The sequence below is a fragment of the Streptomyces sp. NPDC054863 genome (assembly GCF_053610825.1).
In genome coordinates, this window is record NZ_JBSGZD010000005.1 from 73,286 (window position 1) to 88,480 (window position 15,195).

Annotated in this window: 12 protein-coding genes; 5 read left to right on the plus strand and 7 right to left on the minus strand. The window is 71.6% G+C overall.

The features are described from left to right. Positions 1-11: 11 nt before the first annotated feature. From ACWGIG_RS02335 to ACWGIG_RS02350, 4 genes are all read right to left on the minus strand, one after another. Complete coding sequence (locus ACWGIG_RS02335) at positions 12-1,055, minus strand: ABC transporter permease (protein ID WP_453319594.1); 1,044 nt, start codon at positions 1,053-1,055, stop codon at positions 12-14. After that, the gene (locus tag ACWGIG_RS02340; protein WP_453319606.1) at positions 1,052-2,554 is read right to left on the minus strand and encodes a sugar ABC transporter ATP-binding protein; all 1,503 of its coding nucleotides are present in this window, start codon (positions 2,552-2,554) and stop codon (positions 1,052-1,054) included. Before ACWGIG_RS02340 ends, ACWGIG_RS02335 begins: the two co-directional genes overlap by 4 nt. Positions 2,555-3,389: 835 nt before the next feature. After that, a complete protein-coding gene (locus ACWGIG_RS02345) occupies positions 3,390-4,571 on the minus strand; it encodes an ROK family protein (RefSeq protein WP_453319595.1) in 1,182 nt (393 codons plus the stop codon). A gap of 224 nt (positions 4,572-4,795) precedes the next feature. Beyond that, complete coding sequence (locus ACWGIG_RS02350; RefSeq protein ID WP_453319596.1) at positions 4,796-5,764, minus strand: beta-ketoacyl-ACP synthase III; 969 nt, start codon at positions 5,762-5,764, stop codon at positions 4,796-4,798. Between the two features lie 223 nt (positions 5,765-5,987). On the opposite strand from ACWGIG_RS02350, the gene fdhD reads away from it, so the two are divergent. After that, positions 5,988-6,818, plus strand: coding sequence for a formate dehydrogenase accessory sulfurtransferase FdhD (gene fdhD, locus ACWGIG_RS02355; RefSeq protein WP_453319597.1), 831 nt, complete (start codon positions 5,988-5,990; stop codon positions 6,816-6,818). 92 nt (positions 6,819-6,910) lie between these two features. Here the strand turns inward: fdhD and ACWGIG_RS02360 are convergent, their stop codons facing one another. Continuing rightward, positions 6,911-7,315, minus strand: coding sequence for a (2Fe-2S) ferredoxin domain-containing protein (locus tag ACWGIG_RS02360; protein ID WP_453319598.1), 405 nt, complete (start codon positions 7,313-7,315; stop codon positions 6,911-6,913). Continuing rightward, a complete protein-coding gene (locus ACWGIG_RS02365) occupies positions 7,312-8,358 on the minus strand; it encodes a bile acid:sodium symporter family protein (protein WP_453319607.1) in 1,047 nt (348 codons plus the stop codon). The genes ACWGIG_RS02360 and ACWGIG_RS02365 overlap by 4 nt, the downstream gene beginning before the upstream one ends. A 110-nt stretch (positions 8,359-8,468) precedes the next feature. Here ACWGIG_RS02365 and ACWGIG_RS02370 point away from each other — a divergent pair, with 110 nt between their 5' ends. From ACWGIG_RS02370 to ACWGIG_RS02380, 3 genes are all read left to right on the plus strand, one after another. Further along, a complete protein-coding gene (locus ACWGIG_RS02370) occupies positions 8,469-9,365 on the plus strand; it encodes a LysR substrate-binding domain-containing protein (RefSeq protein ID WP_453319599.1) in 897 nt (298 codons plus the stop codon). Between the two features lie 231 nt (positions 9,366-9,596). Next, entirely contained in the window at positions 9,597-11,396 is a 1,800-nt protein-coding gene (locus tag ACWGIG_RS02375) for an AMP-dependent synthetase/ligase (RefSeq protein WP_453319600.1), read from the plus strand. A 329-nt stretch (positions 11,397-11,725) separates the two neighbouring features. Continuing rightward, positions 11,726-13,327, plus strand: coding sequence for an ABC-F family ATP-binding cassette domain-containing protein (locus ACWGIG_RS02380; protein ID WP_453319601.1), 1,602 nt, complete (start codon positions 11,726-11,728; stop codon positions 13,325-13,327). A gap of 77 nt (positions 13,328-13,404) precedes the next feature. Here ACWGIG_RS02380 and ACWGIG_RS02385 read toward each other — a convergent pair whose 3' ends face one another. Next, on the minus strand, positions 13,405-14,169 hold the full coding sequence (locus ACWGIG_RS02385) for a class I SAM-dependent methyltransferase (RefSeq protein WP_453319602.1): 765 nt from the start codon (positions 14,167-14,169) through the stop codon (positions 13,405-13,407). Positions 14,170-14,297: 128 nt separating this feature from the next. On the opposite strand from ACWGIG_RS02385, the gene ACWGIG_RS02390 reads away from it, so the two are divergent. Beyond that, positions 14,298-15,128 carry an aldo/keto reductase gene (locus ACWGIG_RS02390; RefSeq protein WP_453319603.1) on the plus strand — a complete coding sequence of 277 codons (831 nt, stop codon included), beginning with the start codon at positions 14,298-14,300 and terminating at the stop codon, positions 15,126-15,128. Positions 15,129-15,195 lie beyond the last annotated feature (67 nt).

The window sequence follows — 15,195 nt, forward strand, 5'->3', positions numbered from 1 at the left end:
CCGGTGTGTTGCTAGGTGGATTCGCCGCGCACGGTGCGGCGTTGCACCAGGACGGCGGCGACGATGATCGCGCCCTTGGCGATCTGCTGGACGTCGCTCTGGAGGTTGTTGAGGGCGAAGATGTTGGTGATCGTCGTGAAGACGAGGACACCGAGCACCGAGCCGACGATGGTGCCGCGTCCGCCGGTGAGGAGGGTGCCGCCGATGATCGCGGCGGCGATGGCGTCGAGTTCGTACAGGTTGCCGTTGGTGTTCTGGCCGGAGCCCGACAGGACGACCAGCATGAAGGCGGCGATTCCGCAGCACAGGCCGGACAGCAGGTAGAGGTAGAGGCGCTGGCGGCGCACGTCGATGCCGGCGAGGCGGGCGGCTTCCGCGTTGCCGCCGACCGCGACGGTGCGGCGGCCGAAGGTGGTCCGGTTGAGGATCAGCCAGCCGACGACCGTGACCAGGGCGAACACGAGAACAAGGGGCGGGATCCCGAGGACGTACGCGTCGGGCACCCCGAGGTCGAGCACCGACTCCACGGTGACGATCTGGGTCCTGCCGTCGGTGATCTGGAGGGCGAGGCCGCGGGCGGACGCGAGCATCGCGAGGGTGGCGATGAACGGCACCAACTGGCCGTAGGCGATGAGCAGTCCGTTGACGAGTCCGCAGGCGGTGCCGACGATCACCGCGGTGAACAGGATGCCCGCGAAGCCGAACTCCTGGGTGGCCAGGGTCGTCGCCCAGACGGAGGCGAGTGCGACGATCGCACCGACGGAGAGGTCGATGCCGCCGCTGGTGATGACGAAGGTCACGCCGACGGTGACGACGCCGATCACCGACGCCTGCGTCAGGACCAGTTGGAGGTTCCCGGTGTCCAGGAACTGGTCGGGCTTGGTGATGCCGCCGACGGCGATCAGGACGGCGAGCACCCCGAGGAGGGAGAGGCTTCGGACGTCGAGGCGCAGCCCGTAGGCCCGCCAACCGCCTTTTGTGCGCGGCGACTTGAGGCCCTGTGGGTCGTGGTGCGGCGTGACGCCTGACGCGTCGGAGACGTCGGACTGCGTCATGAGGCGGGGCTCCCTTCCATCACGAGGTCGAGTACGCGGTGTTCGTCGAGTTCGTGCGCGGGCGCGGTGTGCACGAGGCGTCCTTCGCGCAGGACCAGGACCCGGTCGGCGAGGCCGAGCACCTCGGGGACCTCGCTGGAGACGAGGAGTACGGCGAGTCCCTCGTCGGCGAGGCGGCGGATCACCGCGTACAGCTCGGCGCGCGCACCGACGTCGACGCCGCGGGTCGGTTCGTCGAGGAGCAGGACGCGGCAGCCGCGCAGCAGCCATCGGGCGAGTACGGCCTTCTGCTGGTTGCCGCCGGAGAGGGTGCGGATCCGGGCATCGGGGTTGTCGGGCCTCAACGACAGTTCACGGGTGGCCTGTTGGGCAGCCTTCCGCTCGGCGGCGCGGTCGAGCCAGCCGCCCCTGGAGAAGCGCGAGAGGGTCGAGACCGAGACGTTGCGGGTGACGGATTCGAGCATGAGGAGGCCCTGGGCCTTGCGCTCCTCGGGGGCGAGCCCTATGCCCGCACGGACTGCGGCACGCACGCTTCCGGTCCGCAACTGCCGCCCGCCCACTGCCACGTGACCGGCGGTCGGCCTGCGCGCACCGTAGATCGTCTCCAGGATCTCGGAGCGCCCCGAACCGACGAGTCCGGCCAGGCCGACGATCTCACCGGGGTGGATGTCCAGGTCGAGCGGCTCGAACTCGCCTCTCCTGCACAGTCCTTGGATGCTCAGTACGGGCCCGGGGACATCCGGTGCGGGGGCTTGCCGCCTCCGTCGCTCCGGGAAGACGTACTCGACGTCACGCCCTGTCATCAGCGCGACGATCTCGCGGGTGGGGGTGGTACGGGCGGGGAGACCGACGGCCACCGCGCGGCCGTCCTTGAGAACGGTGACGCGGTCGCCGATGCGGCGGATCTCCTCAAGCCGGTGCGAGATGTGGACGACGGCGACTCCGTCGGCGGTGAGGGCGGCGACGATCCGGAAGAGGTTGTCGACCTCGTCGGGGTCGAGGGCCGCCGACGGTTCGTCCATGACGATGAGGCGTACGTCGTGGGAGAGCGCACGGGCCATCGAGACGATCTGCCGCTGGGCGGCGGACAGCGCACCGACGAGGCGGGCGGCGTCGATCTCCGGATGCCCGAGGCGGGTGAGCAGCGCGGTGGCCGCGGCGCGCGCGGCCCGGCCCCGTACGACGAAACCGGCGGTGGTCGGCTCGTGGCCGAGGAAGACGTTCTCGGCCACGGACAGGCCCTCCACCAGGTCGAGTTCCTGGTAGATGGTGGCGATGCCGAGGCGCATGGCGGCGATCGGCGACTTCAGGGCGACGGTCTCGCCGGCCCAGGTGATCCGTCCGCCGTCGGGCTGGTGGGCCCCGGCGAGCACCTTGATGAGGGTGGACTTCCCGGCACCGTTCTGCCCGAGCAGACAGTGCACCTCGCCCGGCAGGACCTCCAGGTCGACGCCGTCGAGGGCACGGACACCGGGGAAGGACTTGGTGATGGCGGACATGGTGAGGAGGGGCGCGGGACCGGGCACGGAAGCTGCGGCGGCGGCTCCCGAGGAGTCGACAGGTGTGGACACCGGGGCATCGACCGGTGCGGGCCACGGGGAGTCGGCGGCTTCGACCGCCGGGCCGCCTGCGGGTGTGTGCCTTGGGGTGTCCGCCCGTCCGGGGCCCGAGGCGCCCACGGATCCGGCCCCCGGAGCACCTGCGGGTGCGGACTCCGGATCGCCTGCGGGTCCGGGCTCCGGGGATTCAGCGACTTCGGCCCCCGGGCCGACTGCGGGTCCGGACTCCGGGGCCTCGGCCCGCCCGGACCCTGGGGCCCCTGCGGGTGCGGCCCCCGGGCCGGCTGTGGGTGGGAACCCGCCGGATTCCTTGGGGTCGTCCGGCGGGGGCGCCGGTGGAGATGCGTGCTCTGGTGCCATGACGTTTCCCCTCGGCGGATACGGCCGTGAGCGGACAGGGCTGTGCCAGGTGTGGGGCGCGCGGGGTGCGGGTGCGGGTGACGCAAGTGCAGGTGCAGGTACAGGTACAGGTCGCGCGGTGGAGCGGGGTGCGGATCGTCCGAGGTGCAGGCCACACGCGGTGCGGGTTACGCGGAGTGCGAGCGGTTCGGGCTGCAGCCGGTGCTGGATGCGGATCGGGCCAGGTGTGAGGAGCTGGCGGGGCGTGGTGCGGGGCTTCATCGGTGCCGGCCTTGCTCAATGCCGGCCTTGCTCGACACAGGTCGTACTCGTTGCGGGTCGTACGTCGATGCGGGTCGTACATCGATGCGGGTCGTACTCGATGCGGGTCGTACTCGATGCGGTGAGTGCGGGGCGGGGGTCTGCGGGGCCCGTGTCAGGCCGGGGAGAAGACGTGGTCGCTGATCAGTCGGGCGGCGCCGATGACGCCTGCCGCCGGGCCCAGCTCGCCCAGGACGATGGGGAGGTTGCCGGTGGCGAGGGGCAGTGACTGGCGGTAGACCTGGGTGCGGACGCTCGCGAGGAGGTTGTGGCCGAGGCCGGTCACCCCGCCACCGATCACCACCAGGCCGGGATTGAAGAAGCTGACCAGGCCCGCGATGACCTGGCCGACCCGGTTGCCGCCCTCGCGGATGAGGGCGAGGGAGGTCGCGTCCCCTGCCGCTGCCGCCGCGGCCACGTCGGCCGCGGTCAGGTGGCCGGCCACGTCGAGGCGGCCCGCGAGTTCGGCGGAGTGGCCCGCGCGGGCGGCCGTCTCGGCGTCGCGGGCCAGTGCGGCGCCGCTGAAGTGGGCCTCCAGGCAGCCCCTGTTGCCGCATGCGCAAGGGCGGCCTTCCGGTTCGACCTGGATGTGGCCGATGTCGCCCGCGCTGCCCGTCGTGCCCCGGTAGACCTCGCCCGCGACGACGATGCCGCAGCCGATACCGGTGCCGATCTTGACGCAGAGGAAGTCGCCGACGGAGCGGGCGACGCCCGCGTGCTGCTCCCCCATCGCCATGAGGTTCACGTCGTTGTCGACCATGACGGGGCAGCCCAGTTCCTGGCTGAGCGCCTCGCGGACCGGGAAGCCGTCCCAGCCGGGCATGATCGGCGGGGCGACGGGGACGCCCTCGGGGAAGCGGACCGGGCCCGGGACGCCGATGCCCGCGCCGTCGAAGCCCTCGGCGATGCCCGAGGCCTTCAGTTTGGCGGCCATGGTGAGGGCCTGTTCGAAGACGGCGACGGGGCCTTCCCGTACGTCCATGGGGTGGTTGAGGTGCCCCAGGACCTCCAACTCGGCGTTGGTGACGGCGACGTCGATGGACGTGGCGCCGATGTCGATGCCGAGGAAACGCAGTCCCGGGGCGAGCCGGATGTTGTGCGAGCGCCGGCCGCCGCGCGAGGCGGCGAGTCCGTCGGCGACGACGAGCCCCGTTTCGAGGAGCCGGTCGACCTCGACCGCGAGCTTGGAGCGGGAGAGGTCGACCTGGTCGCCCAGCTGGGCACGGGAGTTGGGGCCGCCGTCGCGCAGCAGGCGGAGCAGTCGCGCCTGGTGCGCGTTCGCGGGTCGAGCCGTCATGCGCCTCACGTGCCCCTCCTGCCTCTTCGGCCTGCCTCGGGCTCGCCCGGCCTACGGGCCTGGGCGGGCTTTGGAGGGGAACGTAGCAGCGGCTGCCGGGACTGGGAAGAAGTTGCGCGGGAATCCGGTGCAACTTTCTCCAGAGCGAGGACAAAGTCGTGGCACTTGCAGCCGCACGCTTCCCGGCGCCCTGATCCGCCGGACGGGAACCGGCCCGGCCGGCCCTAGGGGCAGCGCACGACCTGACCCGCGTACGACAGGTTGCCGCCGAAACCGAACAGCAGGACCGGTGCTCCGGAGCGGATCTCGCCGCGTTCGACCAGTTTGGAGAACGCCATCGGGATGCTCGCCGCCGAGGTGTTCCCCGAGTCGACGACGTCCCGGGCGATCACCGCGTTGACCGCGCCGATGCGCTGGGCGAGCGGCTCGATCAGGCGGAGGTTGGCCTGGTGCAGGACGACTCCCGCCAGCTCCTCGGGGGCGACCCCGGCGCGCTCGCACACCTTGCGGGCGATCGGCGGAAGCTGGGTGGTGGCCCACCGGTACACGGTCTGGCCGACCTGTTCGAAGCGCGGGGGCGTGCCCTCGATCCGTACCGCATGGCCCATCTCCGGTACGGACCCCCACAGCACGGGGCCGATCGCGCCCGCGTGCATACCGGCGAAGCCGCCGTCGTCCGATTCGGTCGCCTCGACGACCGCCGCGCCCGCGCCGTCGCCGACCAGAACGCAGGTGGAGCGGTCGGTCCAGTCGGCGATCTCGGTCATCTTGTCGGCACCGATCACCAGGACCCGGGTCGCGGAACCGGCCCGTACCGCGTGGTCGGCCGTCGCGAGGGCGTGGGTGAAGCCCGAGCAGACGACGTTGAGGTCCATGACGGCGGGCGAGCCCATGCCGAGGCGGGCGGCGACCCGGGCGGCCATGTTGGGCGAGCGGTCGATGGCGGTGGAGGTGGCGACCAGGACGAGGTCGATCTCGGCCGGGGCCAGCCCGGCCGAGGCGAGCGCCTTGGCCCCGGCGTGCGCGGCGAGCTCGTCGACCGGCTCGTCCGGGCCCGCCATGTGCCGGGTTCTGATGCCGACCCGGCTGGTGATCCATTCGTCGCTGGTGTCTACCAGCTTCGCCAGGTCTTCGTTCGTGAGCACCTTGGCCGGTTGGTAATGCCCGAGCGCAACGATCCGTGAACCGGTCATGCGGCGCCTCCACCCCTCATTGCGGACAGTCGGAGCGTCCCAGTCTTCTTTGTGACTCACCGGTACGAGGGTGCGTGAATCAACAGCATTCGCCACCCGGACTTTGGAGCTTCCCGCCCACCCCACGGACAATGGGCGCCGCAATACGCACCTCCGCTCGTTTCTTCACTCTCTCCACCTCTTCACCCTCGTCACCTCTTCACGTCGGGCAGGACTGATCACCATGGGCCGGGTCACCGCACGCCGCCGCGTCATCCGCATCAGGGACGGGGCCGTTACCAGCCGTCCGGACACACTGGTGGCCGAGGAGCCGCTGGAGATCAGGCTCAACGGGAAACCGCTGGCCATCACCATGCGCACGCCCGGCGACGACTTCGCGCTGGCCGCGGGTTTCCTGGTCAGCGAGGGTGTGCTCGGCGACGGGGCGGAGGTCGCGAACATCGTCTACTGCGCGGGCGCCCAGGAGGACGGCGCCAATTCGTACAACGTGGTGGACGTCAGGTTGGTTCCCGGGACGCCGGTCCCCGACATCACCCTGGAGCGCAACGTCTACACGACGTCCTCGTGCGGGCTGTGCGGCAAGGCCAGCCTCGACGCGGTCCGTACGCAGGCGCGCTTTCCGATCGCGGACGTTCCGCCGGTGCGGGTGACTCCCGAGCTGCTGTCCTCCCTGCCGGACCGGCTGCGCGCGTCCCAGCAGGTGTTCGACAAGACGGGCGGGCTGCACGCCGCCGCGCTGTTCTCCGACACCGGCGAGCTGATCGACGTACGGGAGGACGTGGGGCGGCACAACGCCGTGGACAAGCTGGTGGGGCGTGCGCTGACGGACGGACGGCTGCCGCTGTCGCGGGCGGTCCTGCTGGTGTCGGGGCGGGCGTCGTTCGAGCTGGCGCAGAAGGCGGTGATGGCGGGGATCCCGTTCCTGGCCGCGGTCTCCGCGCCGTCGTCGCTGGCCGTGGACCTGGCGGTGGAGACGGGTCTGACGCTGGTCGGGTTCCTGCGGGGGCCGAACATGAATGTGTACGCGGGTGAGGAGCGCATCCTCCTGCCGTAACGGCCCGTGCGCCGCACCCCGTGGCCCCGTGCACCGCGTCCCGTGCACCACGTCCCGCGCCCCGTGCACGACGTCCCGCGCGCCGCACCCCGTCAGCGCCTCTTTGAGGTGCGGTTCTCCACGGGTGCCGGGAAGAACTGGAGCTCCAGCGTCGCGGGTGGCTTCGCGATGCCGGGCCCGCCCGCCGCGACCCAGGCCAGGATCTCGTCCGTGGCGTCGTCGTCCAGCGCCCAGCCGACCCAGGCCGCCCGGCCGCCCCGGCGACGCCCCTCGGTGGACGGCTGGACGACCACGACGTTCGCCTGTCCGCAGGGGCCGAGGCAGTCGCTCGTACGGACGACCAGACGGCCCGCGGACCCTGCCGCCGCCTCGCGCAGGCGCGCGAGCTGGCCCTCGTGGTCGGTGCCGGGGTGTTTGCGGGCGTCGCCGCAGCAGCAGCCCCGGCACACGGTGAGGGCGCAGGGGCGGGAGCCGAAGGTACGTATCGCTGAGGTCACCCGGTGATCTTGCCAGCCGCCGCCGCGGGGCGAAATGACGGGTCCTGCACGTCCTGCGACAGCCCCTCCTGCGGCAGTACGTCCCTGGCGCGCCTGCGTGCGATCACCGCGCAGACCATCAGCTGCATCTGGTGGAACAGCATCAGCGGCAGTACTGCCAGGCTCGCGTGCGCCCCGAACAGTACGGTCGCCATCGGCAGCCCCGCCGCCAGGCTCTTCTTCGACCCGGCGAACTGGATCGCCACCCGGTCCGCCCTGGCGAACCCGAGCCGCTCCGTCCCGTACCAGGTCAGCGCCAGCATCACCGCGAGCAGCACGGCCTCCACGGCGATCAGCACCACCAGCCTGACCGCGGAGACCTGCTGCCAGATGCCCTGGACCATGCCGGCGCTGAAGGCCGCGTACACGACGAGAAGTATCGAGCCCCGGTCGAAATGGCTCAGCCCCTTCTTGTGCCGGGTGACGAGGCCGCCGATCCAGCGGCGCAGCAACTGCCCCGCCAGGAACGGCACCAGGAGCTGGAGCACGATCTTGAGCAGCGAGTCCATGGAGAACCCTGCCGAGCCACCACTGATCAGCAGCGCCGCGAGGAGCGGGGTGGCGAGGATGCCGATGATGCTGGAGAAGGATCCGGCACAGATCGCGGCGGCGACGTTGCCGCGGGCGATCGAGGTGAAGGTGATCGAGGACTGGATCGTGGAGGGCACCAGGCACAGGAAGAGGAAGCCGTTGTAGAGCTCGGGCGTGAGGACGTGCGGGACCAGGGCCCGGCCCGCGAGTCCGAGCAGCGGGAAGGCCACGAAGGTGGCGGCGAGCACCGTGAGGTGCAGCCGCCAGTGCTTCAGTCCCTCCACGGCCTCCGCCGTCGAGAGCCGCGCCCCGTACAGGAAGAACAGGAAGGCGACCGCTCCCGTCGTGAGGTGCCCCAGCACCGTCGCGGCAGTGCCGGAGGCGGGCAGCACAGTCGCGACGACGACGGTGGCGACCAGCGCGAGTATGTACGCGTCGACGGGCAGCCAGGAGGGCAGCTTGGGGCGGTTCATGAACGTCATGGTCGCTCCCCGCCCCCTGATCGGGAAACCCGCACACCGTGCTCACTGTTATTGCCGTTCGCGATGGCACGGCGGGTGGGGGCGCGCTAGCGTCGCGTCGTATGTACGAACCCACGCATCTGCGCACCTTCCTCGCGGTGGCCCAGACCTTGAGTTTCACCCAGGCCGCGCGCCGTCTCGGGCTGCGCCAGTCGACGGTCAGCCAGCACGTGCGGCGGCTGGAGGACGGGGCCGGGCGGCGCCTCTTCGTACGGGACACGCACCGGGTCGCGCTCACCGAGGACGGTGAGGCGATGCTCGGCTTCGCCCGGACGATCCTGGCCGCGCACGAGCGGGCGGCGGCGTTCTTCACGGGGACCCGGCTGCGCGGGCGGCTGCGGTTCGGGGCGTCCGAGGACTTCGTACTGACCAGGCTGCCGGAGATCCTGGAGGCGTTCCGGCGCGACCATCCGGAGGTCGATCTGGAACTGACGGTGGAGCTTTCGGGCATTCTGCACCGGCAGTTGGAGAGCGGCAGGCACGACCTGGTGCTGGCGAAGCGGCGGGCGAACGACACGCACGGGGAACTGGTCTGGCAGGACCGGCTCACCTGGATCGGGGCGCCGGGACTGCGGGTGGACGCGGAACGGCCTGTTCCGCTGATCCTCTTTCCGGCACCGGCGATCACCCGGGCGCGGGCGCTGGAGGTGCTGGAGGCACACGGGCGGGCCTGGCGCATCGCCTGTACGAGCGGGAGTCTCAGCGGTCTGGTGGCGGCGGCGCGGGCCGGGCTCGGGGTGATGGCACACACGCGGGGGCTGATCCCGCCGGGGCTGGCTGAGATCTCGGTGCGCGGCGGGACGGCCGCACGCGCCGGGACGGCTGCGGCGCTGCCCGACCTGGGCACGGTCGACTTCGTGCTGTTGCACGGGAGCCGGAGGCCGGCGGCACAGGAGGCGGCGGAGGCGCTGGCCGGGGCGATCCTGGCCGGGGCGGACCGGCTGCACAGGAGCGGATGAGGGCGGGACGGGCGGACCCGCGTCCGGGCCCCCGCCGCCCGGGGAGCGGGCACCCGTAGGCGCCCGGTGGCCGCCGCGTACAGATTCCGTGGAGATTCCGCCCGGCCGGACTTACCCGGAAGTAAGGTCGCCGTCCGAGCCTCCCGCACCGGGGTGCATTGGGGTACCGTCACCGGCGCTGCGCGGAGCGCTACAAGGAGCAGGTCATTGCGCGAGTTCACTGTCCCACCCATGGCTGCGTCTCCTCAGGTCGGCGGACTGGCGGACGTCGTGTTCCGTCACGCCGAGGAGGACCCGCACCGGGTCGCGCTGGGCCGCAAGTCCGCGGCAGGACACTGGCTGGACGTGACCGCCGCCGGCTTCCGTGACGACGTGCTGGCGCTCGCGAAGGGGCTGCTCGCACAGGGCGTGCGGTTCGGCGACCGCGTCGCGATCATGTCCCGTACGCGCTACGAGTGGACGCTCTTCGACTTCGCGCTCTGGGCGGTCGGCGCGCAGCCCGTACCGGTGTACCCGACCGCCTCCACCGAGCAGGTCTTCTGGACGCTGCACGACGCGGAGGCCGTGGCGTGCCTCGTCGAGCACGAGGACCACGCGATGACGGTGGCCTCCGTGATCGACCGGCTGCCGCGGCTGCAGCGGCTGTGGCAGCTGGACACGGACGCGGTGGGCGAACTCGTCGCGTCCGGCGCCCAGATCGACGACGACGTGGTGCACCGGCACCGCCGTGCGGTCACGCCCGACTCGGTCGCCACCGTCATCTACACGTCCGGCACCACGGGGCGCCCCAAGGGCTGCGTCCTCACCCACGCGAACTTCATGACCGAGACGGACACCGTGATGGCCCGCTGGGAGCCGGTCTTCCGCTCCTCCCCCGGCGACGAGGCCTCCACCCTGCTCTTCCTCCCCCTCGCGCACGTCTTCGGGCGGATGGTGGAGGTGGCGGCGGTACGCGGCAAGGTGAAGCTGGGGCACCAGCCCGCCATGTCCGCAGGTGAGCTGATACCCGATCTGGCGGCCTTCCGGCCGACCTTCATCCTGGCCGTCCCGTACATCTTCGAGAAGGTCTACCACTCGGCCCGGCGGAAGGCGGAGGCGACGGGAAAGGCGGGCGTCTTCGACAAGGCCGTGGAACTCGCGGTCCGTTACGCGGAGGCGGTCGAGCACAAGGCGTTCGGCACGGGCCCCGGCCCCTCCGCCTCTTTGAGGATGCAGCACCAGCTCTACGAGAAGCTGGTGTACGGCAAGGTGCGCGACGCGATGGGCGGGCGCGTGCGGCACGCGATGTCGGGCGGCTCCGCGATGGAGCGACGGCTCGGCCTGTTCTTCGCGGGCGCGGGCGTCACCATCTTCGAGGGTTACGGGCTGACGGAGTCGACGGCGGCGGCGACCGCCAACCCCCCGGAACGCACCCGCTTCGGCACGGTCGGCCTCCCGCTGCCCGGCACGACGGTGCACATCGCGGACGACGGCGAGGTCTGGCTGCACGGCGGCCACGTCTTCGCGGGCTACCTGAACGATCCGGCCGCGAGCAGGGCCGTCCTGCACGACGGCTGGCTGTCGACCGGCGACATCGGCTCCCTCGACGAGGACGGCTACCTGACGATCACCGGGCGGAAGAAGGAAATCCTGGTGACGTCCGGCGGCAAGAGCGTGTCGCCGACGGGCCTGGAGGAACGGGTGCGGGCGCATCCGCTGGTCGCCCAGTGCATCGTCGTCGGGAACGACCGGCCGTACGTGGCGGCCCTCGTGACCCTCGACCTGGAAGCGGTCGACCACTGGCTGGCGATGCACAACAAGCCGCCGCTGGCGCCGAAGGACCTGGTGCGGGACCCGGACCTGGAGATGGAGGTCCGGCGGGCGGTGGTGGCGGCGAACACGCTGGTCTCGCAGGCCGAATCGATCCGGACGTTCCGGATCCTGGCCCACCAGTTCACCGAGGACCAGGGCCTGCTGACGCCCTCGCTGAAGCTGAAGCGGAAGGCGATCGAAAAGGCGTACGAGGTGGAAGTCAACGCACTCTACCGCTGAGCGGTGAGCGGGAGGTGCGCTCCGCCCGGGGACGGCCCTGTGCCCAGGGGGCAGGCTTCTAGGGGCGCGGGGAACTGCGCGACCAGCCACGACGCACCCGCACGAAGCCCACCCGCCACCCCGCAGCGAGCACCCAACGCCGAACGCCCCGCCCCAAGCGCCCCACGCCGAACACCCCGCGCCAAGCGGCCCGCCCCCGCGAAAATCCCCTCGCCCCGCCGCGCCCCGCCCCGGTACCCTCTCTCCCATGTCTACGCCCCGCGTTTCCTAGCTGAGGACCCACACCCACGTCACCCGTGTGTCCTTTTGCTGCTCCGGAGCGTAATTACATGATCACCGTGCGCGGTGCCGACGTCCGCGTCGGCGCCCGACTCCTGCTGTCCGGCGTCTCCTTCCACATCGCCCCCGGCGACCGCATCGGCCTCGTCGGCCGCAACGGCGCCGGCAAGACCACCCTGCTGAACACCCTCGCCGGGCAACTCCCGCCCGCCGCAGGGGAGATCACCCGCACCGGCTCCCTCGGGCATCTCCCGCAGGACTCCCGGGCCGCCGACCCGACGGTCTCCGTGACCGACCGGATCCTCTCCGCCCGGGGTCTCGACCGTGCGGTGCGGGCGCTGCGCGCTGCCGAGGCCGCCATGGCGCAGGTCGCCGACCCGGCCGCCGAGCGCCGGGCCATGTCCGCGTACACCCGCGCCGAGGCCCGCTTCCAGTCCTGCGGCGGGTACGCCGCCGAGGCCGAGGCCGCCCGCGTCGCCGCCGGCGTCGGCCTGCCCGCCCCCCTCATGGACCGCCCCGTCGGCAACCTCTCCGGCGGTCAGAAGCGACGCGTCGAGCTGGCCCGGATCCTCTTCGCCGACCACGGCACGCTCCTGCTCGACGAGCCGACGAACCACCTCGACGCCGACTCCGTCGCCTGGCTGCGCACCTTCCTGCTCTCCCACCGGGGCGGCCTCGTCGTCATCAGCCACGACACCGGCCTGCTCGCCGACACGGTCAACCGGGTCTTCCACCTGGACCCGGCCCGTGCCGCCCTGGACGTCCACAACACCGGCTGGCACGCCCACCTCGCCCAGCGCGACGCGGACGAGCGGCGGCGCACCCGGGAGCGGGCCGCCGCCGAGCGGAAGGCGTCCGCGCTGCACACCCAGGCGGACCGGATGCGGGCCAACGTCGCCACCGCCGTCGCCGCCAAGAACATGGCCCGGCGCGCCGACCGCATGCTGACCGAGCTGGCCCCCGTACGCCGCAGGGACAAGGTCGCAAAGATCCGGCTGCCGGAACCCGCACCGTGCGGGCGGACGCCCCTCGGCGCGATCAGCCTGACGAAGTCGTACGGGGACCAAGGGGTACTGCACGGTGTCGACCTGGCCGTGGACCGGGGCAGCAGGCTCGTCGTCCTCGGCCTCAACGGGGCGGGCAAGACGACCCTGCTGCGCGTCCTCGCCGGCCGCGAGGAGCCCGACTCGGGGCGCGTGGTGCACGGACACGGTCTGCGCCTCGGGTATTTCGCGCAGGAGCACGACACGCTGGAGGCGGCCCGTACCGTACGGGAGAACCTGGCGTCGGCGGCCCCGCACCTCGACGAGGGCGAGGCCCGGCGGGTGCTGGGGGCGTTCCTGTTCACGGGGGACGACGCGGACAAGCCCGCCGGAGTGCTGTCGGGCGGTGAGAAGACCCGCCTCGCGCTGGCAGGCCTCGTGCACTCCGGGGCGAACGTCCTGCTGCTCGACGAGCCGACCAACAACCTCGACCCGGCCTCGCGCGGCGAGGTGCTGGCCGCGGTCGGCTCGTACCCGGGGGCGATCGTGATGGTCACGCACGACGAGGGCGCGATCGAGGCCCTGCGCCCGGACCGGGTGCTCGTTCTGCCCGACGGGACCGAGGACCTGTGGAACCCGGACCACCTGGGGCTGGTCTCACTGGCCTGACGCGGACAGCGGCCCGCCGCGGGCAGCGGTAAGGGGCGGCCTCCAGGAGGTCGCCCCTTACCGGTCACCGGCTCCCCTCAAAGAGGCTTGCGCGCCTCGATGAGGAAGCGCGCCGTGTGCGCCACGAACGAGCCGTCCCGCCGGATCTGTGCGTCCATCTCGCGCAGCCGGTCCCGGTACTTGTCCACCGTGAAGCCGGGCACCATCCAGATCACCTTCCGCAGGAAGTAGACGACCGCACCGATGTCGAAGAACTCGGTCCGCAGCGACTCCGACCGCAGGTCGACGATCTCCAGTCCGGCCGCCTCCGCCTCCTCCTCGGCCGTCTCCGGGCGGCGGCCCAGCCGCGCCTCGGGCTGCGGGCCGAGGAAGTACTCGACGACCTCGAAGACGCTGGCCGGGCCGACGTGCTGGGAGAGGTACGTGCCGCCGGGCGCGAGCACGCGCGCGATCTCCTCCCACCACGCCTTCACCGGATGCCGGCTGGTGACCAGGTCGAAGGCGCCGTCGGCGAACGGCAGCGGCGGCTCGTCCGCGTCGGCGACGACGACCGCGCCCAGCGGGTGCAGCAACTGCGTCGCCTTCGCGACGTTCGGCGGCCAGGACTCGGTGGCGGCCATCACCGGAGGCAACTTCGGCGCGCCCGCGAGCACTTCACCGCCGCCGGTCTGGATGTCGAGCGCGGCGGACGCGGCGGCGAGCCGTTCACCCATCAGCCGCTGGTACCCCCAGGAGGGCCGCTGTTCGGTGGCCCGGCCGTCCAGCCAGGAGAAGTCCCAGCCGTCGACGGAGACCGAAGCGGCCTCGGCGATCAGCTCGTCGCATGTGCGGTCAGCAGTCATACACGGATGATCTACGTAAATTGTGTGAAAAGCTAATGGGTGACGGGAAATCACCGCGTCCGGGAATGTGAGTCCGGTGATGATCGTTGTACCCAGAGAAACCCCGACGACGTAAGGACCGTTTCCTCGTGAGCAAGGCCCCCTCCCTGACCCTCAACAACGGCGTCGAAATGCCGCAGCTCGGATTCGGCGTCTGGCAGGTGCCGGACGACGAGGCCACGGCAGCGGTGAGCAAGGCTCTGGAAGTCGGCTACCGGAGCATCGACACGGCCGCGATCTACGAGAACGAGGAGGGCACGGGCCGCGCGCTCGCCTCTTCCGGGATCGCCCGTGACGAACTCTTCGTCACCACCAAGCTGTGGAACGACAAGCAGGGGTACGACTCCACCCTGCGCGCCTTCGACGAGTCGCTCGGCAAGCTGGGCCTGGACTACGTCGACCTGTACCTGATCCACTGGCCGGCCCCGGGCCAGGGCACCTTCGTGGACTCCTTCAAGGCCTTCGAGAAGATCCTCGCGGACGGCCGCGCCAGGGCGATCGGTGTCTCCAACTTCCTTCCGGAGCACCTGCGGACACTGCTGGCCGAGACCTCGGTCGTCCCGGCGGTCAACCAGATCGAGCTGCACCCGCAGCTCCAGCAGGGCGAGTTGCGCGCACTGCACGCGGAGCACTCCATCGCGACCGAGGCCTGGTCGCCGCTCGGCCAGGGCAAGGGCCTCCTGGAGGTCCCGACGGTGGTGGCCGTCGCCCGCAAGCACGGCAGGACCCCGGCCCAGGCGGTGCTGCGCTGGCACCTCCAGCTGGGCAACGTGGTGATCCCGAAGTCCGTGACGCCGTCGCGGATCGCGGAGAACATCGACGTCTTCGACTTCGAGCTGGACGCCGACGACATGGCCGCGTTCGCCGCACTGGACGAGGGCAAGCGCCTGGGCCTGGACCCGGCGGTCTTCGGCGCGTAAGGCGCCGGGAATACCGGGGCGCCGGAACCACCGGACCAAGAGGCAGGAGCGGGCCGCCGTCCCGTGC

Excerpts from the sequence above, each read along its gene's own strand:
- ACWGIG_RS02335 (WP_453319594.1), bottom strand. The coding sequence starts at position 1,055 with ATGACGCAGTCCGACGTCTCCGACGCGTCAGGCGTCACGCCGCACCAC.
- ACWGIG_RS02340 (WP_453319606.1), bottom strand. The coding sequence starts at position 2,554 with ATGTCCGCCATCACCAAGTCCTTCCCCGGTGTCCGTGCCCTCGACGGC.
- ACWGIG_RS02345 (WP_453319595.1), bottom strand. The coding sequence starts at position 4,571 with ATGACGGCTCGACCCGCGAACGCGCACCAGGCGCGACTGCTCCGCCTG.
- ACWGIG_RS02350 (WP_453319596.1), bottom strand. The coding sequence starts at position 5,764 with ATGACCGGTTCACGGATCGTTGCGCTCGGGCATTACCAACCGGCCAAG.
- fdhD (WP_453319597.1), top strand. The coding sequence starts at position 5,988 with ATGGGCCGGGTCACCGCACGCCGCCGCGTCATCCGCATCAGGGACGGG.
- ACWGIG_RS02365 (WP_453319607.1), bottom strand. The coding sequence starts at position 8,358 with ATGAACCGCCCCAAGCTGCCCTCCTGGCTGCCCGTCGACGCGTACATA.
- ACWGIG_RS02370 (WP_453319599.1), top strand. The coding sequence starts at position 8,469 with ATGTACGAACCCACGCATCTGCGCACCTTCCTCGCGGTGGCCCAGACC.
- ACWGIG_RS02375 (WP_453319600.1), top strand. The coding sequence starts at position 9,597 with ATGGCTGCGTCTCCTCAGGTCGGCGGACTGGCGGACGTCGTGTTCCGT.
- ACWGIG_RS02380 (WP_453319601.1), top strand. The coding sequence starts at position 11,726 with ATGATCACCGTGCGCGGTGCCGACGTCCGCGTCGGCGCCCGACTCCTG.
- ACWGIG_RS02385 (WP_453319602.1), bottom strand. The coding sequence starts at position 14,169 with ATGACTGCTGACCGCACATGCGACGAGCTGATCGCCGAGGCCGCTTCG.